This window comes from Zymomonas mobilis subsp. pomaceae ATCC 29192, from assembly GCF_000218875.1.
In the GTDB taxonomy this organism is placed as follows: domain Bacteria; phylum Pseudomonadota; class Alphaproteobacteria; order Sphingomonadales; family Sphingomonadaceae; genus Zymomonas; species Zymomonas pomaceae.
The window spans coordinates 1,438,341-1,451,238 of the sequence record NC_015709.1 but is presented as its reverse complement, the minus strand read 5'-3'; the positions used below and the strand labels follow the sequence as shown (position 1 = coordinate 1,451,238).

11 protein-coding genes and 1 tRNA gene are annotated in these 12,898 nt (G+C 43.6%); 4 read left to right on the top strand and 8 right to left on the bottom strand.

Annotated features, from left to right (window positions below; translation table 11 throughout):
* Nucleotides 1-325: 325 nt before the first annotated feature.
* From ZYMOP_RS06370 to ZYMOP_RS06355, 4 genes are all read left to right on the top strand, one after another.
* On the top strand, nucleotides 326-1,432 hold the full coding sequence (locus ZYMOP_RS06370) for an AbrB family transcriptional regulator (RefSeq protein ID WP_013934527.1): 1,107 nt from the start codon (nucleotides 326-328) through the stop codon (nucleotides 1,430-1,432).
* A 65-nt stretch (nucleotides 1,433-1,497) separates the two neighbouring features.
* Nucleotides 1,498-2,463, top strand: coding sequence for an alpha/beta hydrolase fold domain-containing protein (locus ZYMOP_RS06365; RefSeq protein ID WP_013934526.1), 966 nt, complete (start codon nucleotides 1,498-1,500; stop codon nucleotides 2,461-2,463).
* A gap of 11 nt (nucleotides 2,464-2,474) precedes the next feature.
* On the top strand, nucleotides 2,475-3,674 hold the full coding sequence (locus ZYMOP_RS06360; protein WP_013934525.1) for an MFS transporter: 1,200 nt from the start codon (nucleotides 2,475-2,477) through the stop codon (nucleotides 3,672-3,674).
* 114 nt (nucleotides 3,675-3,788) lie between these two features.
* Nucleotides 3,789-4,484, top strand: a complete 696-nt coding sequence (locus ZYMOP_RS06355; RefSeq protein ID WP_013934524.1) for an MgtC/SapB family protein — start codon at nucleotides 3,789-3,791, stop codon at nucleotides 4,482-4,484.
* A gap of 62 nt (nucleotides 4,485-4,546) precedes the next feature.
* Here ZYMOP_RS06355 and ZYMOP_RS06350 read toward each other — a convergent pair whose 3' ends face one another.
* The 8 genes from ZYMOP_RS06350 to ZYMOP_RS06315 all read right to left on the bottom strand — a co-directional run bounded on the left by ZYMOP_RS06350 (nucleotide 4,547) and on the right by ZYMOP_RS06315 (nucleotide 12,860).
* Nucleotides 4,547-5,635 (bottom strand): alkene reductase, encoded by a 1,089-nt coding sequence (locus tag ZYMOP_RS06350; RefSeq protein WP_013934523.1) that lies wholly within the window; start codon nucleotides 5,633-5,635, stop codon nucleotides 4,547-4,549.
* 149 nt (nucleotides 5,636-5,784) lie between these two features.
* Complete coding sequence (locus ZYMOP_RS06345; protein WP_013934522.1) at nucleotides 5,785-6,861, bottom strand: AbrB family transcriptional regulator; 1,077 nt, start codon at nucleotides 6,859-6,861, stop codon at nucleotides 5,785-5,787.
* 489 nt (nucleotides 6,862-7,350) lie between these two features.
* Complete coding sequence (locus tag ZYMOP_RS06340; RefSeq protein ID WP_013934521.1) at nucleotides 7,351-8,115, bottom strand: class I SAM-dependent methyltransferase; 765 nt, start codon at nucleotides 8,113-8,115, stop codon at nucleotides 7,351-7,353.
* Nucleotides 8,116-8,401: 286 nt separating this feature from the next.
* Nucleotides 8,402-8,476: transfer RNA gene (locus tag ZYMOP_RS06335), tRNA-Gly, on the bottom strand.
* A gap of 191 nt (nucleotides 8,477-8,667) precedes the next feature.
* Nucleotides 8,668-9,543 (bottom strand): class I SAM-dependent methyltransferase, encoded by an 876-nt coding sequence (locus tag ZYMOP_RS06330; protein ID WP_013934520.1) that lies wholly within the window; start codon nucleotides 9,541-9,543, stop codon nucleotides 8,668-8,670.
* A 30-nt stretch (nucleotides 9,544-9,573) separates the two neighbouring features.
* Nucleotides 9,574-10,797: a M16 family metallopeptidase gene (locus tag ZYMOP_RS06325; protein WP_041582093.1), complete on the bottom strand. Its 1,224-nt coding sequence runs from the start codon at nucleotides 10,795-10,797 to the stop codon at nucleotides 9,574-9,576.
* Nucleotides 10,794-12,191 carry a threonine synthase gene (thrC, locus tag ZYMOP_RS06320; protein WP_013934518.1) on the bottom strand — a complete coding sequence of 466 codons (1,398 nt, stop codon included), beginning with the start codon at nucleotides 12,189-12,191 and terminating at the stop codon, nucleotides 10,794-10,796. The genes ZYMOP_RS06325 and thrC overlap by 4 nt, the downstream gene beginning before the upstream one ends.
* A 201-nt stretch (nucleotides 12,192-12,392) precedes the next feature.
* Nucleotides 12,393-12,860, bottom strand: coding sequence for a hypothetical protein (locus ZYMOP_RS06315; RefSeq protein ID WP_013934517.1), 468 nt, complete (start codon nucleotides 12,858-12,860; stop codon nucleotides 12,393-12,395).
* Between the last annotated feature and the right edge of the window lie 38 nt (nucleotides 12,861-12,898).

Sequence of the window (12,898 nt, the reverse complement as noted above, 5' to 3'; positions counted from 1 at the left end):
AAAAGATAAGCCTAATAAAAAATATAATTATAAAAAAAATTAAATTTGTATCTTTAAATAATTAAATTTCCTTTTAGAATAATCAACAATTATCGCTAGGTATTAATCACAAAGTATCATTATCTTTTGTTAAAATTATACGCTATAGAACCGCCTCTATTATAATTTTTTTTGTGATTCGTGCTCTGATTTTTACTTTGTTGTCAATATTTTGACCTGATACCCAAACTTTCCTAACAAGAACCGGTTTTAAAACCTCCTAAACCGACTTTTTCGGATATTTGTCTTCCAGTAATGACGATGACCAAATTATATTGAGATATCAATGGTGAAGTTTCTGTACTCCCCTTCCCGCTGGTCATTGGCGGATTTTTCGACCAAATGGCAGTGGACGGGGCTGATTCTGGCTTCTATTATTTTAACGTTACTGTGGAATACCCTTCATATACCCGCAGCCTTATTATTAGGCCCCATGACCGCTGCTATTTTATTTTCTGTTTTAAATGGTCACGTTCACTTATCAAAAAAACCATTTTCTCTCGCACAGGGTGTTATTGGCTGCATGGTCGCCCATAACCTCTCCTTCAAAATTTTAGGGGAGATTATGAAAGACTGGCCCATTTTTTTTAGTGGTGTCTTTTCGGTTATCCTCGTGAGTAATCTTATGGGATGGTTACTTACGCATTGGAAGGTTTTTCCCGGAACTACCGCCTTATGGGGGGCCGCCCCCGGCGCTGCAACCATTATGACGCTACTTTCTGAAGCCTATGGAGCTGATATTCGGCTTGTAGCCTTTATGCAGTATTTTCGGGTTATTTGCGTTGCTATTACAGCCTCTTTTGTATCACAAATATGGATGTCTTCTGGTAATGGCGGTCATCCTCTTCCCTCCATTATCTGGTTTCCTGATATACCGTGGCTGAATTTTGGAAAAACCTTGGCATTGATTCTTATTTCTGTACCCCTTTCCTATATGCTTCATATACCTAATGGACGGCTGTTATTGCCTATGTTTTTGGGTATAATTTTACAAAATACAGGCTATCTTGATCTGACACTGCCCCCTTTATTATTGGCTTTTAGTTATGCCATGCTAGGGTGGAGTATAGGAATGCGTTTTTCACGTTCAGTCGTTAGCTATGTAGCCCATTCTTTTATTTATGTTTTCGCGTCTATTATCTTGATGATTGTTTTATGTGGTATTTTGGCTACTATATTAGTCCACTTTACCCATATCGACCCTTTGACAGCTTATCTGGCGACCAGCCCCGGCGGTTCTGATTCTATTGCCATTATTGCAGCATCCTCACCAAATAGAGTAGATCTTGCCTTTATCATGGCTATGCAAACCGTTCGTTTGCTTGCTGTACTGCTTTCTGTCCCGCTTATTACTCGCCTTTCCGCTTATCATAGGCATCAAAAAAAATTTTAAGGCTTTTGTAATAATAAACCAGAGAAAACAGCTCTTTTCACGATTAAGATAAAAGGAAAATATCAGTGGCCAGTGCCTCTGCTAAGCTGCTTCATTGGTTTTTTGATCTAATCGACATCAAATATGTCTGTAACGACATAGGTGGGATAACCCTTAGTTTACCTGAAGTACAAAAAAGAGGACCTGCAAGACCTAATTTATATTGGCGGTGTCAGTTCGATTTTCAGGAATTTTTAGTAGCAGGCTATCCAGTATTTGAAGCTAAGCCTCGACTGAAATCGAGCACCCAAAATTGCAAAAACCATATACTGTTTATTCACGGCGGCGGATATATTTGGGATTTATTATCCTTACATTGGCGTATTATCAGTTTCTTGATCGAAAAAACAGGCGCGTCTGTTACTATTCCTGTTTATCCCTTGGTACCTGAACACAGCTGGTATGCCATGCATCACATGATAAAAATGACTTATCTATGGATGCTAAATCGTTATCCCCATGAAAAAATCAGTATTGTAGGCGATTCTGCCGGTGGGGGACTTTCTCTGGCCTTAACTCAATCCTTCAAGAAAGAAGGTATAGTTATGCCTGACAAATTGGTACTATTCTCCCCATGGTTAGATATATCTTTATCAGATCCACGACAAAATGAAATTGAAAGCCGTGACCCGCTTCTTAATCGCGAGGGTATGCTAGCTATAGGAAAGGTTTATGCTGATGGTTTACCGCTTAATGATCCTAGAATTAGCCCTCTTTTTGGAAATATGAAAAACTTGCCTCCGATTGCTGTTTTTTCGGGGACAAGAGATATTTTGAATGTAGATGCCCATCGTTTAAAAACACGGATTGAAAAGGTTGGGGGTAAAATCAGTTTTTTTGAATATCCAGATATGATGCATGATTGGATGGGGATGCCTATTCCCGAGGCAAAAAAAGCCTTGGAACAAGCCGCCATATTTTTAAAAAAGGACATAAACCCAGATTCGCTTGATGTGGTATCGGATGCCTTTTATCGTCGAGAAATCTTCTAAGGAGGCCGCTTTTGACCGATACGACATTAGCGCTTAGTCCAGCCCGTATGATGCTTTTTTCGGCAACAACAGGCATTATGGTCGCTAATCTTTATTATATTCAGCCACTCCTAGCCGAAGTTTCGGCCTCTTTTCACCACACGATTACCGAAGCAGGCTATCTCGTTACATGTACGCAATTAGGCTATGCTCTAGGCGTTTTATTCATTGTTCCTTTGGGTGATAGCTTAGATCAAAAGAAAATGATTACGATGATGCTGGCTTGTAATATTGTCAGTCTGCTTATAGCGGCCTTTAGTACTCAATTTTTTCTTTTTGCCTTCGCTAGTTTAATGATGGGTATTACCTCAAGCGCGGCGCAAGTCGTTGTGCCTTATGTCGCAGCACGGGCACCGGATGCCATAAGAGGTCGTCTTGTTGGGCAAGTGATGACAGGATTGTTACTAGGAATCTTATTAGCTAGAACAGTTTCTGGTGTGTTATCGGCTTGGGCAGGCTGGCGCTGGATTTATATTCTTGCCGCTATCACAGTTACCTTTCTGATGGTTGCTTTGCGATTGACTATGCTGGCTGATGAACCACAAAAATCAATGCCTTACAGAGTTTTATTGGGATCTTTAGTGGATCTCTTGAAAGAAGAGCCCGAATTACGCTTACGCGCTTGGTATGGTTTATTAGGCTTAGGTAGCTTCAGTATGCTTTGGACAGGGTTAACCTTCTTATTAAGTGCAGCACCTTACCATTTTTCAGCAGAAACCATTGGATTATTTGGATTAATAGGCGCTGCTGGTGCCCTTTCCGCTAATTTAGCGGGCAGAATATGTGATCGGGGCTATGCCCAGCTTATGACCATTTCACTGTCTGCAATATTACTTGCCGCATGGTGTATTATGAGTTTTGGACAATATAGTCTTTTTGCTGTCTATATAGGCATATTCTTTGTCGATGTAGGCGCCCAAGGGCTACAAGTCACCAATCAAACCGTTATTTATAAATTAGCGCCCCAGGCCCGTTCTCGTATCACCGCCATTTTTATAACGGCTGGTTTTATCGGTATGTCTTTAGGATCTGCTCTTGCCAGTTATTTCTATGATACCAAAGGCTGGGTCGGTCTATGTATGGTTGGAGCTGCCTTACCTATATTTTTGATAATCAGTTGGGGAAGCCATCAACTCTATCGATCTAAAAATAGAATGATTATCAAGCCCTAAAGCAAAAAAAATTTTCCTATAAAAAAGACGAAGGCGCATATTCTCAATACAAAGCTATCATTTTATTATAGATTATAAATCGACCTTACCAACGGTCTTATTCGTGGATACCCCATGTCTTTATATCTTACTTGGTATGATATTGCCCTTCGGCTCGCTTTGGCCATGATTTGCGGTATCGTAATCGGTTTCGACCGTGGAAGCAGAGGACATGCCGCGGGTTTAAGAACAATAATGTTGGTTAGCCTCGCAGCAGCAGTAGCCATGATTCAGGCTAATATGATGCTTTCTGTTACCGGTAAGACGGCGGGTTCCTTTATAAATATGGACATCATGCGGCTTCCCCTGGGTATTCTTACAGGCGTAGGTTTTATTGGAGGGGGCGCTATTCTTAAACGAGGTGATCTAATCACCGGTGTTACAACAGCAGCGACCCTATGGATAATGACTGTTATAGGCCTCTGCTTTGGAGGTGGACAACTCCTACTGGGTATCGTTGCAACCATCTTAGGCGTAGTTACCTTGTGGCTTTTCCGATGGGTTGAAGTAGAAATGCCGCGTCGTCATCGGGCCATTCTTATACTTAGGGCAAGTTTATCTGATTTTTCGCTCATACGGCTTGGAAAGATAGTAAAACCCTTAGGATATAAAGTCGATTTTCTTAGTGAAAAACGTCTTGATGAAAAAAATATGGTAGAATTTCGTCTAGAGGTTCTTTGGAAACAAGTAGGTATCTCAGATTCTCCGCTTGACTTGCTAAAAATAGTTAACGAACATCATTCTATACTCTCTTTTGACCTTTTATCCTGAAGGCAAAAAACAAAATGCTATTCGTTAACTATCCTTCTATACTATTATACAAAGATTAAAGGTTATGCGGGTATTTCATTACCGATAAGGGGATAGTCGGTATAGCCTTCGGCACCTTGGGTATACCATGTAGCAATATTGTCTTTAATAAGCGGTGAGCCTTCAAAAAAGCGCCTTGGAAGATCTGGATTAGAGATAAAGAGACGTCCAAAACTGATCGCATCGGCTACACCGGAATCAAGAGCCTCCTGCGCAGTTTCAAGATTGTAATCTTGATTAAGAATAAGCGGTGGATTGAAGACTTCACGAATTTTTGGGGAAAGCTTAGGCTGGTCTGTCCTTCCAAAGGTACCTTCAGGCGTTCCTTCCCGCAATCCAAGAAAAGCAATCCCCAGATCAGAAAGCATCCGTGCGGCTGGTAAAAAAATATTTTCAGGATGGCTATCCGAGGCACCTTGAATTTCACCATTAGGAGAAAGCCGAACCGAGGTACGGTCCGCACCGATAACACTAATAACACGCTCGGTCACTTCACGTAATAAACGGATACGATGTTCTGGAGTACCCCCATAAGCATCCTTACGAAGATTAGTACCATCTCGTAAGAATTCATCAATTAAATAGCCATTAGCCGCGTGAATTTGAACCCCATCAAATCCAGCGGATAGTGCATTACGTGTTGCGCGCTCATAATCATCAAGCAAGCGTGGAATTTCAGCAATTTCTAGTGGCCGAGCAACATCAAAAGGTTTTTTACCTTCATAGGTATGCGCCAAATCCGGTGCCTTGGTTGCCGAGGCTGAAACAGGTTGCATACCGCTGACACTAGAAGGCACCAAGCGCCCCATATGCCATAATTGAACAAAGATAAGACCGCCCGCATCATGCACGGCCTGAGTGATAGGAATCCATGCTTGGGTTTGCGCTTCATTCCATATGCCCGGCGCATAAGGCCAACCTAACCCTTCTTGGCTAATGCCTGTTGCCTCTGAAATAATCAGACCGGCACTCGCACGCTGGGCATAATATTTAATCATAATATCGGTTGGCACATGATCACGCGTAGCACGGCCGCGCGTGAGAGGAGCCATTAAAATTCTATTTTTAGCGGTAACTGCACCAAGACGGATGGGATCGAACAGGGTAGGCATAACCAAACTCCCGATATGTCATCAGATCAGAATAAATCTGCTGTTTATGATTTATATTATACTGTCTGGGGGCGAGATAGTTTCATTTCAGTGCATGCGGCTTTGAACAATTTATCCAATCTTTTCTATCCTATAGAGGATTGAAAAGATTACTTTCTTTGGCTTAGAAATTTTGCAATCGTAGGTGCCGTAAGCAATACCACAATAAAGCGTACGGTTTGCATCCCCATTACAAAGGGCATGTTAACAGGACTGGAGGCCGCAATAATGGCGATGGAATCGACACCACCGGGACTAGCGGCTAAATAGGCGGTTAAAGGATCCACATGCGCGATTTTCACCAAAATCATGGCGAGTCCCCCGCATAAGAGGATCAAAGTCAAAATAGAACCTAAAATGCGTGGAAAGGAACGTGCTGCATAAAGCACAATGGCGCGTGAGAAACGTAAACCGATACTCCATCCCACGAAGGCATAACTTATAGCCAGTAACCAAGGGGGTAACTCGATTGAAAGCCATCCTGTATCTTGAAGCAGAACGCCAAGCCCCAAGGGAAGCAAAATAGCACCAGCAGGAATACGCAATATACGGGCAAGCGGTGTCGTTATACCAATAAGCATCAATGTTTCTAAAAAAGGCAATATTCGGAGAGAAGGAAACCAAACGATGGCGGGCGGAGCATGATTGCCGCCGATCCATATCTGAGCAACAAAAGAAGCGACAACGGCAACACAAACAACCCGCAAATACTGCATGAAAGCGACCAAACGAACATCAGCACCATAGGCTTCAGCCATAAGGGTCATAGTCAAGGCAGCCCCAGGAGAAGATCCCCATAGAGCTGTTGTGCCCGGAACAACACGCCATCGAACAAGTAACCAACCCAAAAATGAACTGGCAACAATCACGGAAAATACGCCTGATATAAACAGAGGCCATTCCTGCATCATCTCTTTTATGATTGGAAGCGGCATACTCCGCGCGATCATACTACCGACGACACCCTGCGCTAACATAAATGGCCAACGCGGGACGCGGATAGAACCTTCCATAACAGCCACGAGAATAGCAGCACACATAGCACCCAGCAGTAAAGCGGCTGAAAGATGTATTATTTCTAAAAAAGTAATAAACATTACTGAACAGATAAGAAGGATTGTCCATTGGATAGCCACATGGCAATCAGAAAATGAATGACGGGATAATTTGGAGAGATGTCGAGGCATGAATATCTTATTAGAATAGATCGAGAATAAGGTAAAATCGATGAAGCCGATTACAGAGAAATATAAAGAAGAAACATGGCGTTTAATCTCTGACTTTACCCTAACAATTTTGCGTTAATTACTCCATTGCTGTTTAATAACGCCCCTGGATCGCGGCTCTATCAATTTCTTACTAAATCTATGACTCTTTAATAAGCTTTGATAGTAGATGCTGGAGTCATAGCCAAAAGCCTTATTCTACAAGGAATAGAGAAATTAGAGTATCTCTCTATAAGGTAATCAGCCCTATCAGAAGACAAATCATATATGACAGAGAAAAATCAGGTGGAACAAGAGTCTGACGAGAGCCCCTCCCAAAGACGAGAAGCGTAGAGGCTCAAAATCATGAAATCGCTAGTGTCTATCTAGTAAATATAGCCCTTTTTAGCGCAACCTATTTCATCGAAAAAAAATGAAAAGCGCAAAATATTTTCATAAAAATTTTATAGTTTAAGCGGCAGTCGCGCTTATTGTAAGGGTATCGAGCAAGAAACTGCCTTCTTTTTCAAGAGCAAAATAACGCTGAACATCCTCTGCCGCGGTTAGTTGCAACGATCGAATCGCTAATTGATGCTCGGGTAAACAATGCGTTCGGTTAACCCAGTCCTGAAAAACCATTCTAAGACGACGAGGGGTTAATTTCTGAACTGAAAATCCAGCACGGGATAAAGCAGCAATCCATTCAGGAAGTGTATAGTTGCGAACATGCGAAACATCGCGCAGTAATTCTATAGCTTGCAGATAGGTATTGTATAACGGATAAGAAGGCGCAACGCTGTCTATAAACAAGGCTATTCCTTCTAAATGCAAAACGCGTCTAGCCTCACGGAGGCCGGCTTCCATATTACCCCAGTGATGCGCGCTAAAACGGCATACAATGGCATCAAAAAAGGCGCTATCAAAGGGTAACTTCTCAGCTGAAGCCTGCTTTACCATAATATTGGGTAATTTACGTTCAATAGCCTGCGATGCAACAGCATTCAGCATGGAAGCTGTTATATCACAGGCAACCACCTGATCTACATAGGGCGCAATACGATAACTCACATGACCACCGCCACATCCAAGATCTAATACGCGACGGTAACCTTTACCTTTTATACTTTGCTCAACTTCATCAAGATCAGCACCTTCACTATGAACGGAACTGAGCACATAATCAGTCGCTCTTGGTGTATAATGATACGCAGTAAAATCATCATTACGATTTGTCATGAGGGTGCTTTCAGAAGACAAAAACGCCTATTCAAATACGAATTTGAAAGCAGATTACCCTATAAAATAGAAAAATTAATATTAAAATTTATCTTATCAAAAAGTATTTTTAACAAATTTTAGACGTATTTTCTTAAGGGAATAAGAATCGCTTTAAACGATAAGCAATATATCGAATTCTAAAATTATAATCGCGTCTCAAACTAATCTAATGAGAGTAAGCCTTTTAATTTAGGCACAAAAAAAGCACCCCAAAGGTGCTTTATGCTAACTCTACTATAAAAACTGGAGCGGGCAAAGGGATTCGAACCCTCGACCCCAACCTTGGCAAGGTTGTGCTCTACCCCTGAGCTATGCCCGCTCTGGCATTTCGGTTTAACCGTTTCCGGTGCCGTGGGAGGGTGACTAGCATCGCTTTTTTATTTCAGCAAGTGCTATTTCATAAAAATGTAAATTTTTTTTCATCTTCGTTCAAAAAATGACCCATAACACCGAGAAACAGGGATTTCTCTTCAGAGAAGAAACACCTCAATTTTAAAAACAAAGTAATTTTTAATCATTTCGCCAACGGGCGAAGATAGCAGTCGGTAAATTGAGGCCACGCGATTCTTCTTTAATAGCCATTTCTCCGACTTCCACTGTACCACCAAGATGCTGCGTTGCCTGTGATAAAAGCTCTCCAATGGCAAGTGCGGACATTCTAACAGCATAAACTGTCAAAACCAAAAAACGAGAATCTTTATCTAATAACTTAACAGCTTCCGTAATCAGATCCGGTAAATTTTCCTCTAGTCGCCAAACTTCATTAGTAGGCCCGCGTCCGAATTTCGGCGGATCCATTAAAATACCATCATAACGCCGTTGACGACGGACTTCACGTGCAGTGAATTTCACCGCATCATCAATTATCCAACGAATGGGATAATTCGACATACCCGAAGCTTCCGCATTTTCTTTGGCCGCTGCGACCGATTTTTTAGACGCATCAACATGCGTGACTTGAGCCCCCTTGGCAGCCAAAGCGAGGCTACCTACCCCAGTATATCCAAAAAGATTGAGTATCGCGTTATCTTTAGTTGTACGTTCTCGCATCCATGCCCATTGCGGAGCCATATCGGGAAAGAAAGCCAAATGACGAAAAGCGGTATTACGGGCGATAAAACAGACTTCTTCCCATTGAAGCGGCCAACCTTCATTGGGCACATGCCGTTCTAAATGCCACCGGCCACCGCCCTCTTCATCGGATGCGCCAATAAATTCTCCATCAGCCTGCCAGTCTGAAAGCGCCGGCTTCCACATTGCCTGTGGTTCGGGACGAATAAAACGATAGCGGCCATAGCGCTCAAGCTTACGCCCATGACCACTATCTATCAGCCCATAATCATCCCATGCTTCGCCTGTCAGGGTGATCAGGGAATCGATCGCCATTGTAATTCTGCCTTCATATCTATTGTGATTCTAAAGCGTAAGACCATCACCCACACTGGCTAAGGCCTCTCCTCCGGCAAGAGCCTGCTGACTGACTTTAAGAATGTCTTCCAAGCTTACAGAATTGATCCAGCTTGCTACCTCTATAGGTTCAACAATTCGGTCATGAATCTGAATTTGTCGTGCCAAATGATCACAGCGAGGCCCTACGCCTTCTAATCCCATCAAAAGACCGGCGCGGGCTTGCGCCTTCGCGCGCTGTAACTCTTCTTCGGTCACAGTTTTAAGACTGTGATTAATTATTTCTCTAATCAGTGTAAGCGCTTTATCCGCGTCTTCTTTATCGGTAGCACAGTAAATACCGAGTAAGCCGGTTTCTACCCATGCCTGCGTCCAACTGTAAATGGAATAAACCAGACCTTGTTCTTCCCGTACCCGCTGGAACAATCGGGAAGACATACCGCCCCCGAGAATAGAGGCATATAAAGCCAGCGCATGGGAACGAGGATCATGATATGCAAAACCGCCAAAGCCTAAAGCTATATGCGTTTGCTCGCTGTCACGCTGATCATTATAGCGACCACCGATAAAATGGGCTTTCTCTATTTTTAAAGGATGGCCTTTATTCCAGTCCCCGAAACGGGATTCGGCCATTTTTAAAAAGGCATCTTCATCAATTTTACCGGCGGCAGCCAAGACACATCCTTCCGGATGGTAATAATCTTCTACCCAGTGGCAAAGCGCAGCACGATCAATGGCAGCGATGCTTTTTTCATCCCCTAATACAGGGCGACCCAAGGCTTGGTTTTTAAAAGCAACCGATTGTAAGTGATCATGAATAATATCATCGGGTGTATCATGAGATTCACCCAATTCTGACAGCACCACGCCTTTTTCACGGACCAACTCTTCGGCATCCAGAATAGGAGCGCGCACAAGATCGGACACTAATTCTAGTCCTAGTGCCCAATCTTCTGCCAGCATTCGGGCCTGATATACCGTATGATCCCGCGCCGTCCATGCATTAAGCTGTCCACCACAATTTTCGGCAGCTTCCGCAATCATACGGGCATCACGGTGCCCAGCCCCCTTGAACACCATATGTTCAACCATATGAGCAAGGCCGCTATAAGGAGCGGGCTCCGAACGTGCACCGACATCGGCATAAAGGCCAACCGCCATCGTTTCTACGCCGCTCATCGGCTCGACGGCGACAGCCAACCCATTACCTAATCGGTGAAGTCGAGGACTCAAAGTTTGCACCCACCATCGATATAAGCCTGAATAGTCTGACGTGAGGCAGGTAATTCAACATACCGTTCTTCACGGCTGTAAAGATCAGCTAACCGATGCGGCAAGGGCGCATTTTTACCCGTAATACGAGCCACAGCATCCGGAAATTTAGCAGGATGCGCAGTTGCCAGCGTTACGACAGAGACGTCATCAGGAAGTTCTGTCGTCCGTGCAGCCGCCAGACCAATCGCTGTATGGGGATCTATAACCTGTCCTGCTTTTTCAGAAGCCCAACGCATGGCCGCTGCCATACCATCAGGATCTATCCGGCTGCTGCTGAATAACGCAGCCGCTTGCTGGCGCATAGCCTCCGAAAGACGGATAGCACGGCTCTGCTCAAAGGTTTTCATAGTATCTGCTAGCGCATGTGCATCGCGGCCATGAAGATCAAAAAGCAATCTTTCAAAATTAGAGCTGATCTGAATATCCATTGAGGGTGCATCTGTTGGGGTGACACTGCCTACAGAATAATCCCCCGCTGACAACGCGCGATAAAGAATATCATTGATGTTAGTTGCAACGATCAAGCGTTCAATAGGTAAGCCCATCTGGCTGGCAACATAACCCGCAAAGACATCCCCGAAATTACCCGTAGGTACCGAGAAAGCAACTTTGCGATCAGGTGCGCCAAGACGAACAGCTGAATAAAAATAGTAAACAATTTGCGCCATAAGGCGCGCCCAGTTGATCGAGTTTACCGCCCCTAAACGATGGCGTTTTCTGAATTCGGTATCATTAAACATGGCTTTAACGATAGCTTGCGCATCATCAAAGCTGCCATCAATGGCGACATTAAAGACATTATCATCAAGAACCGTCGTCATTTGACGACGCTGCACTTCAGAAACACGACCATTAGGATGGAGCATAATGATTCGGACACCGGCACGGCCTGCTACAGCAGAAATAGCCGCCGACCCCGTATCGCCTGAAGTAGCACCAACAATCGTCAGATCCTGTCCTTCGCTACCGGCCAAAAATTTTTCAAACAAATGACCCAGCAGTTGTAAAGCGACATCTTTAAAAGCCAAAGTCGGCCCATGGAATAATTCAAGCAGAAAATGCCGTTCATCCAGTTGAACAAGCGGTGTAACGGCTGCATGATTAAATTGACTATAAGCGGCTTCGCACAGATTTTTTAAAGCCTGATCGTCAAGCACACCGGCGACGAACGGCCGCATAACTGCAACCGCAGTATCCACATAGGATAAACCAGCCAGAGCAGCGATCTCTTCACGGCTGAATTGCGGCCAGCTTTCCGGCACATAAAGACCACCATCAGAGGCAAGACCGGTTAGAGTAACGCCTTTGAAATCCTGCGCGGCTGCCGCGCCTCTTGTACTGATATAGCGCATGATGCCCGCTCAATTTTAAAATCTACGACATATCTTTTCGCAAAAAAGCTAAAGACTTGGCGGCTTTTCTAACGGGGTCAGACGCGTTCGGCAATCAGTATGTCATTAAAATAAAAAGAGACATAATAAAAATACCGACGATTTTCGAATTTTACGATATTTTATTTCATTCTCATCTCTCAAAAATAGTATCCCTATTTTTTAATGATGGACTGTATGAGGTTGCTGCATCAACGCAGCAATACAGGTATCTTGATTAAAATCATTGCCATGGAGATCGCGAGCATCCACATGACGCACAACCATTTCTTCTCCCTGATGGGGGGGGTAAAGATAGACGTCCAAAACACAACTTGGGGCTAAAAATTGTAGCCGTCGAGCCCAAGCTTCATCCATATCTTGATCAGGACGACCCAATAAATCAAAAAGATTTCGGGCTGTCATACCTTTCAATTTAGGCGTCCCGTGATAGGCTGGCGACACGATAACCGGACGTTTTGGTGGAGGAGGCGCAACAACCGGATGATGATCAGACTCAGACCCACCACAGCCGGATAAAACCATTATTGCAGAGAACAGACTGAAAGTTATAATTTTTTTAAGCAGGGGTGCTTTGATAAAAAAGCCAATGGATGAGCTATCTTCCAGACTATTGCCATTTTTATCCATAGAAAAACTGCTTTCGTACGATACAGGAATAAGGGGTA

What these genes read in the sequence shown, in the direction of transcription:
- ZYMOP_RS06330 (WP_013934520.1), bottom strand. Translation starts at nt 9,543, where the DNA reads ATGGCGATCGATTCCCTGATCACCCTGACAGGCGAAGCATGGGATGAT.
- ZYMOP_RS06350 (WP_013934523.1), bottom strand. Translation starts at nt 5,635, where the DNA reads ATGCCTACCCTGTTCGATCCCATCCGTCTTGGTGCAGTTACCGCTAAA.
- ZYMOP_RS06355 (WP_013934524.1), top strand. Translation starts at nt 3,789, where the DNA reads ATGTCTTTATATCTTACTTGGTATGATATTGCCCTTCGGCTCGCTTTG.
- ZYMOP_RS06345 (WP_013934522.1), bottom strand. Translation starts at nt 6,861, where the DNA reads ATGCCTCGACATCTCTCCAAATTATCCCGTCATTCATTTTCTGATTGC.
- ZYMOP_RS06370 (WP_013934527.1), top strand. Translation starts at nt 326, where the DNA reads ATGGTGAAGTTTCTGTACTCCCCTTCCCGCTGGTCATTGGCGGATTTT.
- ZYMOP_RS06315 (WP_013934517.1), bottom strand. Translation starts at nt 12,860, where the DNA reads ATGGATAAAAATGGCAATAGTCTGGAAGATAGCTCATCCATTGGCTTT.
- ZYMOP_RS06340 (WP_013934521.1), bottom strand. Translation starts at nt 8,115, where the DNA reads ATGACAAATCGTAATGATGATTTTACTGCGTATCATTATACACCAAGA.
- thrC (WP_013934518.1), bottom strand. Translation starts at nt 12,191, where the DNA reads ATGCGCTATATCAGTACAAGAGGCGCGGCAGCCGCGCAGGATTTCAAA.